A 15400-nucleotide genomic window follows, 5' to 3' on the forward strand; every position below is an offset into this window, starting at 1 on the left:
TTGATGGGGAGAGTCTGGGCAGCCTGTGTGGGAGATTTATGTGGGCACTGTGGAGACTGTGTGGAGATGCAGCACCACGTTCACCCCACCTTGCACATTGCCGATCTGCAACGCGCCGCCGTGTAGCTTCATCACTTCTTCGACAAAGTTGAGGCCCAGGCCGGTGCTTTTGCGCCCGCTGGCCGGGCGTGGCAGCGAGTAGAAACGCTCGCTCAGGCGCGGCAGGGCGTAGTCGGGAATCGGTGCGGCCTGGTTGAACAGGCTGACGTGCACAGCGTTGTGCTGCACCTGCGCGCTGAACCGCAACACCCCACCGGGCGGGGTGAAGTCCAAGGCGTTGTCCAGCAGGTTGCCGAGGGCCTGGCGCAGCAGGAAGGGTTCGCCATACACCTTCACATCCGCCGTTATCCGTTGCTCGACATGCAGGCCCGCGCCTTCGATCCGCGCACATTGGGCCTTGAGCACGTCCTCGACCATAGTCGCCAGCGGAATCTGCACCTGCTCTTCCAGCCCCTGGCGTTGCTCGACTTGCGCCAGGTTCAGCAGGCGTTCAATCAACTGCTGCAAGCGCGCGCTTTCGCTGTCGATATTGCCGACAAAGCGCTGCTGCTGCTCGCGGCTCATGTCGCCCTGCAACAGCTCCGCCGCGCCGCGAATCGCCGCCAGTGGGCTTTTCAGTTCGTGGGTCAGGGTGTGCACGTAATGTTCGACGTAGGCCTTGCCCTCCAACTGCGTGCGCATGTGCTCCACGGCGGTGGACAGCTGCTTGAGCTCGCCGCCCCGGTAATGCGGCAACTCGGCCCGCCGACCTTCGCTGACCGCCTCTGCGTAGGCCGTGAGCCGACGCAGGGCCACGCTCAGCCACCACGACAGCAACGCCCCGAGCAACAGGCCCAGCACCACCAGGCCGGCGCCGTACCACAGCAAGCGCCGCTCGGTGCGGTCCACATAGGGCTGCAACGAACTGTTGGGCTTGGCCACGGTGACCACGCCGATGATCCGGCCGTTGTCGCGGATCGGCGCACCGACGTGCATCACCGACGACGCGGCGTCATCCGCTGCGCTGCGGGTGGAACGGGCGCCGTACTCGCCGCGCAGGGTCAGGTACACGTCGTTCCATTTGGAGTAATCCTGGCCCACCGCTTCGCCCGTGGAGTCGAGCAGCACGGTGCCCTTGGCATCGGTCACGTAGATGCGGTGGTTGACCTGGTTTTTCGGCAGCCCCCAGATGGTCGCCCCTGGCTGGCGGTTGCCATAGGCCTTGAGCAATTCGGGCCAGTGGCTTTGGCCAAGGGTGCCGTTTTTCACGTCATCGCGCAGGATCTCGGCGAGCAGGTTGGCGGTGTCCACCAGGGTTTCCTCGGTGGACTGACGCACGCCGGGGCGGATTTCCTTCATCACCGTGCTGAGCACGAAATAACCGGTCAGGCCGATAAACAGCGCGTATACCAAGAAAATCCGTAGCCCCAGGCGCATCAGCTGTGGCTCGGGCTGTAGCTGTAGCCGAGGCCGCGATGGGTCTGGATCGGCTCGGCCTCGGCGGCGACGCTGCGCAACTTGCTGCGCAGGCTTTTGATATGGCTGTCGATATTGCGTTCGTAACCGGCATCCGCGGCCACGCCGACCGCGTCCAACAATTGCTCGCGGCTGAACACACGCTCGGGCTGTTCCAGCAGGCTTTGCAACAAACGGAATTCGTGCCGCGTCAGGCTCAGGGGCTGACCGCGATAGTTGATCTGCATGCGTTCCAGGTCCACCTGAAACACCGCCGGCGCGACAGCGGGCCCTACACGCTTGAGGATCGCCCGCACCCGCGCCGCCACTTCCCGCGGGCTGAACGGCTTGACCACATAATCATCGGCGCCGATTTCCAGGCCCACCACCCGATCGATCTCGCCGTCACGGGCACTGAGGAACATCACCGGCACTTCGCTGAAGCGGCGCAATTGCTTGCAGGTTTCAAAGCCGGTGATGTCCGGCAGGCCGATGTCGAGGATGATCAGGTCAGCCGGGGTCTGGCGCTGATAGGCCAGCGCCTCCTGGCCGAGGCTCAGCCAGGTGGTGGTGAAACCCTCGCCTTGCAGGGCAAACAGCAGCGTATCGGCTATCGCCGCTTCGTCTTCGACAATCAGGATGTGGGGCATGGGGCTCTGTCAGCAGTCCGGTTTGTCGGCAGTGTAACGACGGGCCGGGTTTACCGCAGCGCCGAATTCACGCAGGGCCTTGGCACCGATCAGCAGCGGGTAGTTGAAGCTGCTGCGGTCGGTGAGGTTGACCTCGACGGTGCGCTTGACGTTGCCCAGGCACATTTCCAGGTCGATCACCGGGCGCTTGGCCACGGCGGGTTCGTCCTTCTCGTCATCTTCGTCGGCGCGGCTCTTGATCTTGCTGATCCGCGCGACCTTGTGCTCGTAGACTTTGTCCGACGCATCCTTGCCGCCGAGGCGGAAACGCACCCAGTCATCGCCATCGCGCTGGAAGGTTTCGATGTCACGGGCCGACAGCGAAGCGGTGAGCGCGCCAGTGTCCATCTTGGCCTTGAAGGTTTGGCCGATCTCCGGCAACTGGATGTATTCGTAGCGACCGTAAAGGGTCGGTTCAGCAGCCATGACCGGCAAGGCAACCAGGGCAAGCGAGGCAAATAGAAGTTTCACGAAGGCATGTCCTCGGAAAGAAGTAGGCGGATTCTAGACCGCACGCGCGGCACTTAGTTAGCTCACCGGAACCATACCCGGCACATTGTGAAACATTCGTCCGATACTTTGCGATTTGGTCTCTAGACTCAGCTCTCTTATCATGGCCCGCCCACAAGATCCCAAGAGTTGCTTATGCGCCGCCTGCTCACCGGCTGTCTGGTCACACTGCTGCTATTGCTCAACACCCTGGTCCTGATCGGTCCGTTGATGGTGTTTGCCCTGCTCAAGCTGGTCGCCCCTGGCCGTTCTCGCGACTCTATGTCCTGGGCGGTGATGTGGATCGCCGAGACCTGGGCCGAGATCGACAAACTGATCTTCGCGCGCTGCATCCCCACCCGCTGGGATATTCGCGGCGGCGACGACCTGCGTCGCGACACCTCCTACCTGGTGATCAGCAACCACCAATCCTGGGTGGACATCCCGGCGCTGATCCAGGCCCTCAACCGGCGCACACCGTTCTTCAAATTCTTCCTGAAAAAAGAGCTGATCTGGGTGCCGTTCCTCGGCCTGGCCTGGTGGGCGCTGGATTACCCGTTCATGAAGCGCTACAGCAAGGCGTTCCTGGCCAAGCATCCGGAACTGGCCGGGCAGGATCTGCAAATCACCAAACAGGCCTGTGAATTGTTCAAGCGCCAGCCGGTGACGGTGGTCAATTACCTGGAAGGCACGCGCTTCAACGAGGCCAAGCGCCAGCAGCAGGACTCACCGTTCAGGCGCCTGCTCAAGCCCAAGGCGGGCGGCGTGGCCTTTGTGCTGGCGGCGATGGGCGAACAGCTGGACGCGATCCTCGATGTGACCGTGGTGTATCCACAGCAAAAGATTCCGGGGTTCTGGGATTTGATCAGCGGCGCGGTGCCAGAAGTGATCATCGACATCCGTACCCGTGAGCTGGACCCGGCGTTGTGGCAGGGGGATTACGAGAACGATCCGGCGTTTCGCCAGACCGTCCAGAACTGGGTGAACCAGCTCTGGAACGAGAAGGATGCGCGCATCGAACAACTGCGCGCAGAGCGTTCTTAGCTGCCGGTGCCCCACGCCTGAGCCAATTTGCCCAGCAACGATTCGTTGGCACCCTGGCCGCCCAGGAACTGCAGGATCACCGGGGCAAACTGGCCGATCATGCCGCTGTCCATACCCAGGGCGCCGAACGCGGTGTTCAGGTCGTTGGTGCTCTTCACGTTACCCAGCAGGCCGTCCAGGCCGCTGGTCTTGCTGCCACCGGCCTGGCCGAGCATCCCGCTCAAGGCGCCGAGGCTGCCCAGGGCATTGTTGCCCGACAGCTGATCCAGGCCCGGCACGCTGTTGCCCAGTTGCGAGTAGTCATTGCCACTCAGCTTGTTCTTGGCCAGGCCGAGCATCGCGCCGGTGCCGCCGATGGCTTGCTCGGGGGTGATGTTCAGTTGCGAGGTCAGTGTGCTCAGCAAATCGGCCGTCTCGGACGACGGTGCGGCAGCGGCAGCCTTGTTGTTGCCACCTTGCATGCCGGAAATCGCATTGGCTGCATCGCCAAGGCTGAAGCCTGCGGCAAACACCGGGCCGGCTGCCAGGGTCATCAGGCAGGAAAGGGCGAAACCGCGTGAAATCTTCATTGAAACAACCTCTGGATGTAAGAGCTGAAAGCATGGGTTTGACTGACTGTCCCGAAGGATTGTTCCCACATGGAGGTTAGTTCAGAAAAGGCTGCATCCGAATCCCCTGCCCTCGCGTATATCCACCATGCGCCGCCGCGAGTGAAATGGAATGAACGCACAAGCTGAACTACCCTTTGCCTACCGTGCGCAGTGCCGTCGCCCTCGTTCGCGAGCCTGGAGATGCCTTATTTCGATCAACGACGCTGATCCGTTGTGCGCCTTGCTGGCCCGATGTGCCGAGGGCAATCGCCAGGCGTTCGAAACCCTTTACCGCAGTGTTTCGCCGCGCTTGCACGGTGTTGCCTTGCGGTTCATGGGGCGCCCGGACCTGGCCGAAGAGGTGCTGCAGGAAGCCTTCGTGCGTATCTGGTACAACGCCTCGCGCTACGAGGCCCACCTGGCGGCGCCGATGACGTGGATGGTCAACATCACCCGCAACCTGGCCATCGACCAACTGCGCAAACACCGCGAGCAACCCCTGGCCGACGGCCAGCAGGACGCCCTGCTCGATGACGGCCCCAGCGCCCACGAGCAACTCGACCGCGAACGCGATACCCATGCACTGAACCGCTGCCTCGACAGCCTTGACGGCATGCAGCGTCAATCGATCAGCGTGGCCTACTTCAAGGGCCTGTCGTGCGCAGAGTTGGCCGCGCACATGGCGGCGCCGCTGGGCTCGGTCAAATCCTGGATCCGTCGCGGCATGGAGCGCCTACGCAGGTGCCTTGAATCATGAACTACCAAACCACGCCCCTGCGCCGCGCTCTCGCGGCCGACTACGCCATCGGTCTGATGCCCGCGACCGCGCGTCGGCGCTTTGATGGGTTGCTGCTGGAAGATCCCGCGCTGCGGGTCGAGCTCGGCCATTGGCAGGACGCCCTCGCCACGCTGACCGGCGAGCTGCCGGAACACCCGGTGCCGGATCACGTTTGGGCGGGCATCCAGGCGCGCATCGAACCGCAGGTGCTGCATATGCCGGCGAAGAAAGCGTTCAGGATCAGTTGGCGCTTGCTCGCGGCCGCTTGCGTGCTGGGCGCGGCGCTGCTGGTGGGGGTGCTGTACCCCCGCGATCCAGGCGTGACGTACAACGCCACCCTGGTCAACGCCAGCCAGCAACCGGCATTGCGGGTGCAGGCGGTGGGCGACCGACTGCAGGTCGAGCCGCTGGCCCTGGCCGCCGTGGAACCGGCGCGTGCCCTGCAACTGTGGGCGATCCCCGCCGGTGGCAAACCGATTTCACTGGGCTTGGTACCCACAGCGGGTAAAGGTCAAATCCAGCTGAACAACGCACAAAAAGCCCTGCTCTCCACGCCACTGACCTTGGCCGTGAGCCTGGAGCCACAAGGCGGCTCACCGACCGGCCAGCCCACTGGCCCAGTGCTATATCAAGGCAAATTGGCATCACTTTAGCGAAGATCACGGGCGATGGGTTCAGGAACCCATCGTCCTGCACAAGGTCCATGAGTTGACTACAAAATTTGTCAGGAAGAGACCTATGACTACGATCGACCCCCAAGTGATTGAGCACAAACCCTCATTCTGGAACGGCCCGCGTCTGTTCGTGGGCGCCTGCCTTGTGGTGCTCGCGGGTATCGGCGGTGCCCTTTACACCCAAGACTCGGTCAAATCCGCCGCGACCCTGGTGACCACGACCCAGCAGCCCGCTGCGCAGATCATGGCCCACAAGGACTACCTGGAAGTGCAACCGATTGCCGCCGCCACCCCTGCGCCAGACCAGAGCCTGGAACTGTGGGCAATCCCCGAAGACGGTGTGCCAGTGTCCCTTGGCCTGTTGCCGGAAGACGGCAAAGGCATCATCGGCCTCAACCCGCGCCAGCAGGAGTCGATCAAGAAGCCGGTCACGCTGATGGTGAGTTCGGAAACCAAAGGCGGCTCGGTGAGCAAACAGCCGACAGGCCCGACGGTGTACCAAGGGGCGTTGGCCAATCGCTGATCCTTCCCACACTGCCATTGTAGGCACGAGCGGACACTTGAGTAGTCCGCTTCTGAAACGTTAACCATGCTCCAGTTAGCGTCTTACTCCATCTGTGGCGCCTTCTTATAGTCGTGCGCCACAGTCTTGGAGGTGTACGCGATGCAAGGACCCTACGCATTCATCAACGAAAGGCCTCAGCCTTATCCACTGCTCAAACTAAGCCTGTCACTCAACCTGCACACGCACACAAAGTTCGATCTCCTCAATCAGCACATCCGCAACACCGTGGTGTTGCCTGGGCAGTTGGTCATTATCGGAGATAACCGAACAGCGTCCTGCACGGCAGAAGAAGCGCGATTGATGCGCTCAGCCGAAAACATCAAACACTCGTTATTGGCGCACTCTGCCGTCGATCAATTCTTGGTCAAAAACTACGATCAACTACAAGTAATCATGTCCCTGGCCTCTCTTGGCATTGGCAGCACCAGTGGTGCCTGGAGCAATCACCTGGCAAAGATCGAGAAAACGCTCAAGGACATCGATGATTTGCATAAGCAGTACTTGAGAAAGGGCACCCTGGCTGCAAGAGATGAGTTCTTGTTTAAACGCAGGGAACTGTTTGCGAAGCTTGATATTCAACTCTCAGGATTTGCGCACTGGGGCACAGGGTTGAAACGCGAAGGTTCGATTAAAAAGATGCTAGGGATTTCCAGTAAGAGCTATTGGCACCATGGGGAAATCCAGGGGTACGAGCAGTCGGTCAAGCGTATAGCCAAGGCCTCGCAAATGCTGAAGAAGGGGACTTACATCGGTATAGCGCTGGATGTAGGGGCAACGGCGTTGGAGATAACGCAGGCTTGCTCTACCGGACGTGAGCAAGACTGCACCCAGGCAAAGTACGTTGAAGGAGGCAAGCTAGTACTTGGCATCGGTGGTGCTGCTGCGGGAGGTACATTCGGGGCCCCTATCGGTATTGCGGCATGCATGATTGTTTTTGGCATACCGACGGCAGGCGCCGGCGCCTTGGCATGCGCAGTTGTAGGTGGTGCAGCAGGCGGACTGGTCGGTGGCAAGGTGGGGAGCGAGTTGGGGGAAAGTACTGGAAGATTTCTCTTCAAGACTGTGAGGGATTAGATGTTCATTGAATACATCGGCATCTGCTCGGGGGCCATCATGCTACTTAGCTTCCCGCTGATCTTTTACGCCATGTTCAAAAAACTCGATGCTGCAGAGCGCTATGTGGACTGCAGCGCCTATATCATCGTGCACAAGACTGCACTTCGTAATGCTCCCTTTGAAGGGCGGCCCTCTCGTCTCGTCGCCATGGCGCTCATCATTCTAGTTCCCACACTATTTCAATGGAGGCATTTGGTACGTGTTGAGGATGTCGAAAAAATACCTGCGCATCTCAAGTACTGGATGGTCATCCCCACCCTGATCAGCTTCATCTCTTTCATCAGTATGTGTATCAGCTGGTTGTTTATAAAAAACTGACCCATGAGATAAGGGCGACCCTGAGTCGCCCTTATCTGTCGATTACGCCGCGCTGAACAGCTTGTGCGGATCGATCACAAACTTCTTCGGCACGCCTGCGTCAAACTCGCCGTAGCCTTTTGGCGCGTCGTCCAGGCTGATGACCTGCACACCGACGATCTCGGCGATGTTGATACGGTCCCACATGATCGCTTGCATCAGCGCGCGGTTGTACTTCATCACCGGGGTCTGGCCGGTGTGGAAGCTGTGGGATTTGGCCCAGCCCAGGCCGAAGCGGATGCTCAGGCTGCCCATTTTCGCGGCGGCGTCGACGGCACCCGGATCTTCGGTGACGTACAGGCCCGGAATGCCGATCTTGCCCGCCACGCGCACCACGCCCATCAGCGAGTTGAGCACGGTGGCCGGGGCTTCCGCCTTGACGCCGTCGTGCCCATGACCACGGGCTTCGAAGCCCACGCAGTCGACTGCGCAATCCACTTCAGGCTCGCCCAGCAACGCGGCGATCTGTTCATGCAACGGCGTGTCCTGGGACAGGTCGACAATTTCAAAACCCTGGGCCTTGGCGTGGGCCAGGCGGATGGTGTTGACGTCACCGATGATCACCACCGCCGCACCGAGCAGGCGAGCAGACGCGGCAGCGGCCAGGCCGACTGGGCCGGCACCGGCGATGTACACGGTGCTGCCGGGGCCAACGCCGGCCGTGACGGCGCCGTGGTAGCCGGTTGGCAGGATGTCGGAGAGGCAGGTCAGGTCACGGATTTTTTCCATGGCCTTGTCGCGGTCCGGCAGCTTGAGCAGGTTGAAGTCGGCGTACGGCACCAGCACGTATTCGGCCTGGCCGCCGGTCCAGTCGCCCATGTCGACGTAGCCGTAGGCCCCCCCGGCACGCGCCGGGTTGACGGTCAGGCACACGCCGGTGTGTTGCTCTTTGCACGAGCGGCAGCGGCCGCAGGCGACGTTGAAGGGGACGGAAACCAGGTCGCCGATCTTCAGGTTCTCGACGTCGCTGCCCTTCTCGATCACTTCACCAGTGATCTCGTGACCGAGCACCAGGCCGGTCTGGGCGGTGGTACGGCCGCGCACCATGTGCTGGTCGGAGCCGCAGATGTTGGTGGAGACCACGCGCAGGATGACGCCATGCTCGATCTTCCTGCCACGGGGGTCCTGCATTTTGGGATAGTCGATTTTCTGTACTTCGACCTTGCCGTTGCCGAGATACACGACACCACGATTACCAGACATGCTTTCACCTCGCTGTTGTTTTTATGGAACTGCGTTGCCCTTGGGTGGGCAGCGCGTTAAATGCTCGGGTACAGATGCTGTTTTTGCGTTGTTAGTGAAGGCCTCTTCGCGAGCAAGCCCGCTCCCACATTCGACTGCATTCCAAGGTTGGAACCCAGTCGAATGTGGGAGCGGGCTTGCTCGCGAAGGCGTCCATCAGAGCACCACAGTCCTATTGGCGTTCAAGAAAACCCGCCGCTCAATGTGATACCCAACGGCCCGGGCCAACGTCAGCCCTTCAATATCACGCCCCTTGGCGATCAAATCCTCGGGATAGTGGCTGTGATCCACCACCTCCACGCCCTGGGCGATGATCGGGCCTTCGTCCAGATCGTTGTTGATGTAATGCGCCGTGGCGCCCACCAACTTCACGCCCTTGTTGTACGCCTGATGATACGGCTTGGCGCCCTTGAACCCCGGCAACAACGAGTGGTGAATGTTGATGGCCTTTCCATCAAGTTTGCGGCACAGCTCCGGCGACAGCACTTGCATGTAGCGCGCAAGGATCACCAGTTCGGCACCGGTGTCTTCCACCACCTGCCACACCTGACGCTCCTGGGACGGTTTGTCATTGGGGTCGAGGGGGAAATGGTAGTAGGGAATCTGGTGCCAGTCGGCCAACGGCTTCAGATCAGGGTGGTTGGACACCACCGCAACCACGTCCATCGACAGTTGGCCGATGCGCTGGCGGTACAGCAGGTCGTTGAGACAGTGATCGGCCTTGGAGACCATGATCACCACTTTTGGCCGGTAGTTCGGCGCCGTCAGCTCGAAGATCATCCCAAAGGCTCCGCCGCGAGTGGCCAGGCCATCGCGGAAACCTTGCTCGTCAAAACCGTCGGGCTGGCGGAACTCCACGCGGATGAAAAACCGGCCCGAAAGCCGGTCATCGAACGAGTGGTGCTCGGTAACGTAGCAGCCCTGCTCGAACAGGTAGCGGGTGACCGCGTCCACCGTGCCGAGCACGCTGGGGCAGTCGGCGGTCAAAATCCATGTATCAGGTGCGCGGCTCATGGCTGATTCCTCAGGCTTGGACGTTGAGGCCGAATTCCGCCGAGGCGTCCTGCAACCACAACCACCAGTAGTCCGAGAAGCTGCGACGAATCAGCAGTTCCCAGGTGTTTTCGGCCGTGTGGCGGATCACCAGTTGCGACTTGGCGAACACCGTGCCCACCGCCTTGCCTACCGGGAAGTTGTCGGGGTGCACGTCGTAGCTGGTGGACTTCATCAACACATCGCGCACGTTCGGGCCGCTCAGCTCAAGGATCTGCTGGCCGCCGCTGACGTTGACCACCTGGATATGCAAATCACCCAGGGCCTCGCGCAGGTTTTTCTCGGCGGCGAATTCTTCACCGCTTGGCACGATGAGCAACCACTCATCCGGGCCGAGCCATTGCAGGCTGGTTTCGCCTTTGACGATCACGGTCAGGGCGCTGGGCAGTTCGATGCCGAGGGCCTTGTGCACGCCGGCGGCGAAGGCTGCATCGTGCCCATCGCCCCGGATGGTCAGGTGGCCCAGGAGTTTCTTTTCACGCACGGTCACACCGGCGTTCTTGCGGCCCTTGCCAACCAGGCTGGCGAGGTCGGCATGGTGCAGCGACGACTCGGCCTTGGCCCCGGTGGTTGGGCGTTGTTGGTACACATTGGCTGCTGTCATAAAGCACCTATCCAAATTCTGTTGTGAGGCTACTGGCGTCTTCGCGAGCAAGCCCGCTCCCACAGGGGTTACGCATTCCAAATGTGGGAGCGGGCTTGCTCGCGAAGGCCGCTACTCGGTCCGTCAGATATTTTGACGATCGCCCTTAGGATCGAAGAACACCGAAGACACAATCTCCGCCTCGATCACACTGCCATCGGCCTGTGGCGAGAACACCCGTTCACCGATGCGCTTTAAGCCGCCCTTCACCACGCCCATGGCAAACGAATAACCAAGGGAGTTGTGCGCATAACTTGAAGTGACGTGACCGACCATCTTCATCGGGATCGACTGCTTCGGATCAAACACCAGTTGCGCACCTTCGGGCAGCCACACTTTCGGATCGACCGGCTTGAGGCCCACCAGTTGCTTGCGCTCTTCACGCACACAGTCTTCACGGTTCATGCCGCGCCAGCCGATCCACGAGAACGGCTTGGTGCGACCAACACACCAGCCCATGTTCAGGTCGTCCGGGGTCATCGAGCCGTCGGTATCCTGGCCGACGATGATGAAGCCCTTCTCGGCCCGCAGCACGTGCATGGTTTCGGTGCCGTACGGGGTCAGGTTGTACTTCTTGCCCGCCGCGACGATCTGTTCGAGCACGCCCATGGCGTAGTCGGCCTGCACGTTGACTTCGTACGACAGCTCGCCGGTAAACGAGATCCGGAACACCCGCGCCGGTACGCCGCCCACCAGGCCTTCTTTCCAGGTCATGAACGGGAAGCCGTCCTTGTCCAGGTCGATGTCGGTGACTTCGGCCAGCAGCTTGCGGCTGTTGGGGCCGGACAGGGTCATGGTGGCCCAGTGGTCGGTGACCGAGGTGAAGTACACCTTGAGGTCTGGCCATTCGGTCTGTTGGTAGATTTCCAGCCACTGCAGCACGCGAGCAGCGCCGCCGGTGGTGGTGGTCATCAGGAAGTGGTTGTCGGCGAGGCAGGCCGTTACGCCGTCGTCGAAGACCATGCCGTCTTCCTTGCACATCAAGCCGTAGCGCGCCTTGCCCACATCGAGCTTGGTCCAGGCGTTGGTGTAGATGCGGTTGAGGAACTCACGGGCATCCGGGCCCTGAATGTCGATCTTGCCGAGTGTGGACGCATCCAGCAGGCCCACGCTGTCGCGCACGGCCAGGCATTCACGTTTCACCGCGGCGTGCAGGTCTTCACCGTTGCGTGGGAAATACCATGGGCGTTTCCACTGGCCGACGTCTTCAAACTCGGCGCCGTTCTTCACGTGCCAGGCTTGCAGTGCGGTGTAGCGCACAGGTTCGAAGATGTGCCCACAGTGACGACCTGCCACCGCGCCGAACGTCACCGGCGTGTAGTTCGGACGGAACATGGTGGTGCCCATCTGCGGGATGGTCACGTTCAACGAACGGGCGGCAATCGCCAGGCCGTTGACGTTGCCCAGCTTGCCCTGGTCGGTGCCGAAGCCCAGCGCGGTGTAGCGCTTGACGTGCTCGACCGACTCGAAACCTTCGCGGGTCGCCAGTTCGATGGCGGCGGCGGTGACGTCGTTCTGCAGGTCGACGAATTGCTTCGGCGCCCGTGCGGTCGGCTTGTCGTGGGGCACCTGGTATACCGCCAGCGTTGGCTCTTCCAAGCGGCTCAGGGCTTTTGGCAGGGTGCCTTCCACCGGCGCAAAACCGGCTTCGCTGGCCGCGCGCACGCCGCCTTCAAAACCATCGGCCAGGGAATCGCCGAGGCCGTAGACGCCGTTGATGCCACCGACGCACACGCGTTTCTGCGGCGCTTCGCCCGGGACAAAACCGAGGATGTCTTCACGCCAGGTCGGCTTGCCGCCCAGGTGCGACGCCAGGTGAACCACCGGGCTGTAGCCGCCGGAACTGGCCACCAGGTCACAGTCCAGCCATTCGCCTGGGCTGGTGACTTTGTGCGCTTTCACATCGATCGCGGCCACACGGGCAGCGGTGACGTGCTTGCTGCCACGGGCTTCGATCACGGCGCTGCCGGTGAGGATGCGAATACCTTTGGCGCGGGCTTCTTCCACCAGCGCACCACGTGGGTTGTGGCGCACATCGGCGACGGCGACCACTTGCAGGCCGGCGTCGAGCCAGTCCAGCGCAACGCGGTAGGCGTGGTCGTTGTTGGTCGACAGCACCAGTTTTTTACCCGGCGCCACGCCGTAGCGACGCACGTAGGTAGAGACCGCACCGGCGAGCATGTTGCCCGGCACGTCGTTGTTGCCGTACACCAGTGGACGCTCGCACGCGCCCGTCGCCAGCACCACGCGCTTGGCACGCACACGGTGGATACGCTGACGCACCACGCCAATCGGCGCACGGTCACCGAGGTGATCGGTGAGGCGCTCGTGAATGGTCAGGAAGTTATGGTCGTGGTAGCCGTTGACGGTGGCGCGCGGCAGCAGCACCACGTCCGGCAGGGCCTTGAGTTCAGCGATGACGCTGGCGACCCATTCGGTAGCCGGCTTGCCGTCGAGGCTTTCGCGGGAATCGAGCAGCGAACCGCCGAACTCCTCCTGCTCGTCGGCAATGATCACGCGCGCGCCGCTGCGTGCGGCAGCCAGTGCGGCGGCCAGGCCGGCAGGGCCTGCACCGACCACCAGCACGTCGCAGTGACGGTTGAAGTTGTCGTAGGTGTCCGGATCGTTCTCGGTCGGCGAGCGGCCCAGACCGGCAGCCTTACGAATGTACTTCTCGTAGGTCATCCAGAACGATTGTGGGTACATGAAGGTTTTGTAGTAGAAACCCGGCGGCATCAGCTTGCCGCCGACCTTGCCGAGAATGCCCATCACGTCATTGTTGACGTTCGGCCAGCCGTTGGTGCTGGTGGCGACCAGGCCTTGGTACAGCGCCTGTTGCGTGGCGCGCACGTTGGGAATCTGGGTGGCTTCGGTCGCACCGATCTGCAACACCGCGTTCGGCTCTTCGGCGCCGGCGGCGAAGATGCCGCGAGGACGCGAGTACTTGAAGCTGCGGCCGATGATGTCGACGCCGTTGGCCAACAGGGCGGCGGCCAGGGTGTCGCCTTCAAAGCCCTTGTAGGTCTGGCCGTTGAAGGTAAACGTCAGGACTTTATTACGGTCGATCCGGCCACCGTTGGACAGGCGATTGGTCTGGCTCATACCTTCTCTCCAGAGGCCTTGGCGGTGAATTGTGGCTTCTCACCGATCTTGTAGGTTTCAAGAATTTCGTAGGTCAGGGTGTCGCGGGTCGCGTTGAAATACTGGCGGCAACCGGCGGCGTGAATCCACAACTCGTGGTGCAGGCCACGGGGGTTGTCGCGGAAGAACATGTAGTCGCCCCACTGCTCATCGGTGCAGGCATTCGGGTCCAGCGGGCGCGGGATATGCGCTTGGCCGGACGCGTGGAATTCCTCTTCGGAGCGCAGTTCGCCACAGTGAGGACAGAAGATATGCAACATAGGAATTTCTCCTGTTAGTGGGCGACGGCCGCAGCGCCGTGTTCGTCGATCAACGCACCGTTGTGGAAACGGTCGATGGAGAAAGGTGCGGCCAACGGGTGCATTTCACCCTTGGCGAGGCTGGCGGCAAACACGTTGCCTGAGCCTGGAGTGGCCTTGAAGCCACCGGTGCCCCAACCGCAGTTGAAGAACATGTTCGGCACTGGCGTCTTGGAGATGATCGGGCAGGCGTCCGGCGTGGTGTCGACGATGCCGCCCCACTGGCGGTTCATGCGTACGCGCGACAGCACCGGGAACATCTCGACGATGGCCTGGATGGTGTGCTCGATCACCGGGTACGAACCACGCTGGCCGTAGCCGTTGTAGCCGTCGATACCGGCGCCGATCACCAGGTCGCCCTTGTCGGACTGGCTGATGTAACCGTGCACGGCGTTGGACATGATCACGCTGTCGATAATCGGCTTGATCGGCTCCGACACCAACGCTTGCAGCGGATGGGATTCGATCGGCAGGCGGAACCCGGCCAGCGAAGCCATGTGCCCGGAGTTACCGGCCGTGACCACACCGACGCGCTTGGCGCCGATAAAGCCCTTGGTGGTTTCCACGCCGATGCACACGCCGTTTTCCTTGCGGAAACCGATCACTTCGGTCTGCTGGATCAGGTCCACGCCAAGGGCGTCGGCAGCACGGGCAAAGCCCCACGCCACGGCATCGTGACGGGCCACGCCGCCGCGCCGTTGCACGGTGGCACCGAGTACCGGGTAGCGGGTGTTTTTCGAGCAATCGAGGTACGGGATCTCGTCGGCCACTTGCTTGGCGTTGAGCAGCTCGCCGTCCACGCCGTTGAGGCGGTTGGCGCTCACACGCCGCTCGGAGTCACGGATGTCTTGCAGGGTGTGGCACAGGTTGTACACGCCGCGCTGGGAGAACATCACGTTGTAGTTCAGGTCCTGGGACAGGCCTTCCCACAGTTTCATCGCATGTTCGTACAGGTGCGCCGACTCGTCCCACAGGTAGTTGGAACGCACGATGGTGGTGTTGCGCGCGGTGTTACCGCCGCCCAGCCAGCCTTTCTCGACCACGGCCACGTTGGTGATGCCGTGTTCTTTTGCCAGGTAGTAGGCGGTCGCCAGACCATGCCCGCCGCCGCCGACGATGACCACGTCATAGACCTTTTTAGGGGTGGGCGTGCGCCACATCTTCTGCCAGTTTTCGTGGTGGCTGAGGGAGTGCTTGAAGAGGCCGAAGCCCGAGTAGCGTTGCAT

Annotated in this window: 16 protein-coding genes; 6 read left to right on the forward strand and 10 right to left on the reverse strand. The window is 61.7% G+C overall.

The window, feature by feature from the left end; translation table 11 throughout:
- Window positions 1–36: 36 nt before the first annotated feature.
- Genes creC through rloA2 form a run of 3 tightly spaced genes read right to left on the reverse strand, consistent with a single transcriptional unit; the run spans window position 37 to window position 2654 of the window.
- A complete protein-coding gene (gene creC / locus AC3ISR_RS25910) occupies window positions 37–1476 on the reverse strand; it encodes a two-component system sensor histidine kinase CreC (RefSeq protein ID WP_463984158.1) in 1440 nt (479 codons plus the stop codon).
- Window positions 1476–2144, reverse strand: coding sequence for a two-component system response regulator CreB (gene creB / locus AC3ISR_RS25915; RefSeq protein ID WP_192299852.1), 669 nt, complete (start codon window positions 2142–2144; stop codon window positions 1476–1478). The genes creC and creB overlap by 1 nt, the downstream gene beginning before the upstream one ends.
- Before the next feature lie 9 nt (window positions 2145–2153).
- On the reverse strand, window positions 2154–2654 hold the full coding sequence (gene rloA2 / locus AC3ISR_RS25920; RefSeq protein ID WP_192299853.1) for a retropepsin-like aspartic peptidase RloA2: 501 nt from the start codon (window positions 2652–2654) through the stop codon (window positions 2154–2156).
- Window positions 2655–2828: 174 nt separating this feature from the next.
- On the opposite strand from rloA2, the gene yihG reads away from it, so the two are divergent.
- Entirely contained in the window at window positions 2829–3716 is an 888-nt protein-coding gene (gene yihG / locus AC3ISR_RS25925) for a 1-acylglycerol-3-phosphate O-acyltransferase, YihG family (RefSeq protein ID WP_226454491.1), read from the forward strand.
- On the opposite strand, the gene AC3ISR_RS25930 is transcribed toward yihG, so the two are convergent.
- Window positions 3713–4285, reverse strand: coding sequence for a DUF2780 domain-containing protein (locus AC3ISR_RS25930; protein ID WP_192299855.1), 573 nt, complete (start codon window positions 4283–4285; stop codon window positions 3713–3715). The genes yihG and AC3ISR_RS25930 overlap by 4 nt on opposite strands.
- 151 nt (window positions 4286–4436) lie before the next feature.
- Between AC3ISR_RS25930 and AC3ISR_RS25935 the strand changes: the two genes are divergently transcribed.
- From AC3ISR_RS25935 to AC3ISR_RS25955, 5 genes are all read left to right on the forward strand, one after another.
- Entirely contained in the window at window positions 4437–5063 is a 627-nt protein-coding gene (locus AC3ISR_RS25935) for an RNA polymerase sigma factor (RefSeq protein ID WP_226454493.1), read from the forward strand.
- Window positions 5060–5737 carry an anti-sigma factor gene (locus tag AC3ISR_RS25940; protein ID WP_463984157.1) on the forward strand — a complete coding sequence of 226 codons (678 nt, stop codon included), beginning with the start codon at window positions 5060–5062 and terminating at the stop codon, window positions 5735–5737. Before AC3ISR_RS25935 ends, AC3ISR_RS25940 begins: the two co-directional genes overlap by 4 nt.
- 85 nt (window positions 5738–5822) lie before the next feature.
- Entirely contained in the window at window positions 5823–6281 is a 459-nt protein-coding gene (locus tag AC3ISR_RS25945) for an anti-sigma factor (RefSeq protein ID WP_226454495.1), read from the forward strand.
- Window positions 6282–6422: 141 nt separating this feature from the next.
- Window positions 6423–7397 carry a hypothetical protein gene (locus tag AC3ISR_RS25950; RefSeq protein WP_463984156.1) on the forward strand — a complete coding sequence of 325 codons (975 nt, stop codon included), beginning with the start codon at window positions 6423–6425 and terminating at the stop codon, window positions 7395–7397.
- Window positions 7398–7757, forward strand: a complete 360-nt coding sequence (locus AC3ISR_RS25955; RefSeq protein ID WP_463984155.1) for a hypothetical protein — start codon at window positions 7398–7400, stop codon at window positions 7755–7757.
- A gap of 42 nt (window positions 7758–7799) precedes the next feature.
- Here the strand turns inward: AC3ISR_RS25955 and fdhA are convergent, their stop codons facing one another.
- The 6 genes from fdhA to AC3ISR_RS25985 all read right to left on the reverse strand — a co-directional run bounded on the left by fdhA (window position 7800) and on the right by AC3ISR_RS25985 (window position 15400).
- Window positions 7800–8999 (reverse strand): formaldehyde dehydrogenase, glutathione-independent, encoded by a 1200-nt coding sequence (fdhA, locus tag AC3ISR_RS25960; protein ID WP_192299859.1) that lies wholly within the window; start codon window positions 8997–8999, stop codon window positions 7800–7802.
- Window positions 9000–9194: 195 nt separating this feature from the next.
- Window positions 9195–10052, reverse strand: a complete 858-nt coding sequence (gene purU / locus AC3ISR_RS25965) for a formyltetrahydrofolate deformylase (protein WP_192299860.1) — start codon at window positions 10050–10052, stop codon at window positions 9195–9197.
- Between the two features lie 10 nt (window positions 10053–10062).
- On the reverse strand, window positions 10063–10695 hold the full coding sequence (locus AC3ISR_RS25970) for a sarcosine oxidase subunit gamma (RefSeq protein WP_192299861.1): 633 nt from the start codon (window positions 10693–10695) through the stop codon (window positions 10063–10065).
- A gap of 123 nt (window positions 10696–10818) precedes the next feature.
- The gene (locus tag AC3ISR_RS25975) at window positions 10819–13836 is read right to left on the reverse strand and encodes a sarcosine oxidase subunit alpha (RefSeq protein WP_192299862.1); all 3018 of its coding nucleotides are present in this window, start codon (window positions 13834–13836) and stop codon (window positions 10819–10821) included.
- Window positions 13833–14135: a sarcosine oxidase subunit delta gene (locus AC3ISR_RS25980; protein ID WP_073525868.1), complete on the reverse strand. Its 303-nt coding sequence runs from the start codon at window positions 14133–14135 to the stop codon at window positions 13833–13835. Before AC3ISR_RS25980 ends, AC3ISR_RS25975 begins: the two co-directional genes overlap by 4 nt.
- Window positions 14136–14149: 14 nt before the next feature.
- Window positions 14150–15400, reverse strand: coding sequence for a sarcosine oxidase subunit beta (locus AC3ISR_RS25985; protein WP_034115307.1), 1251 nt, complete (start codon window positions 15398–15400; stop codon window positions 14150–14152).

The organism is Pseudomonas sp. GL_117, assembly GCF_057835125.1.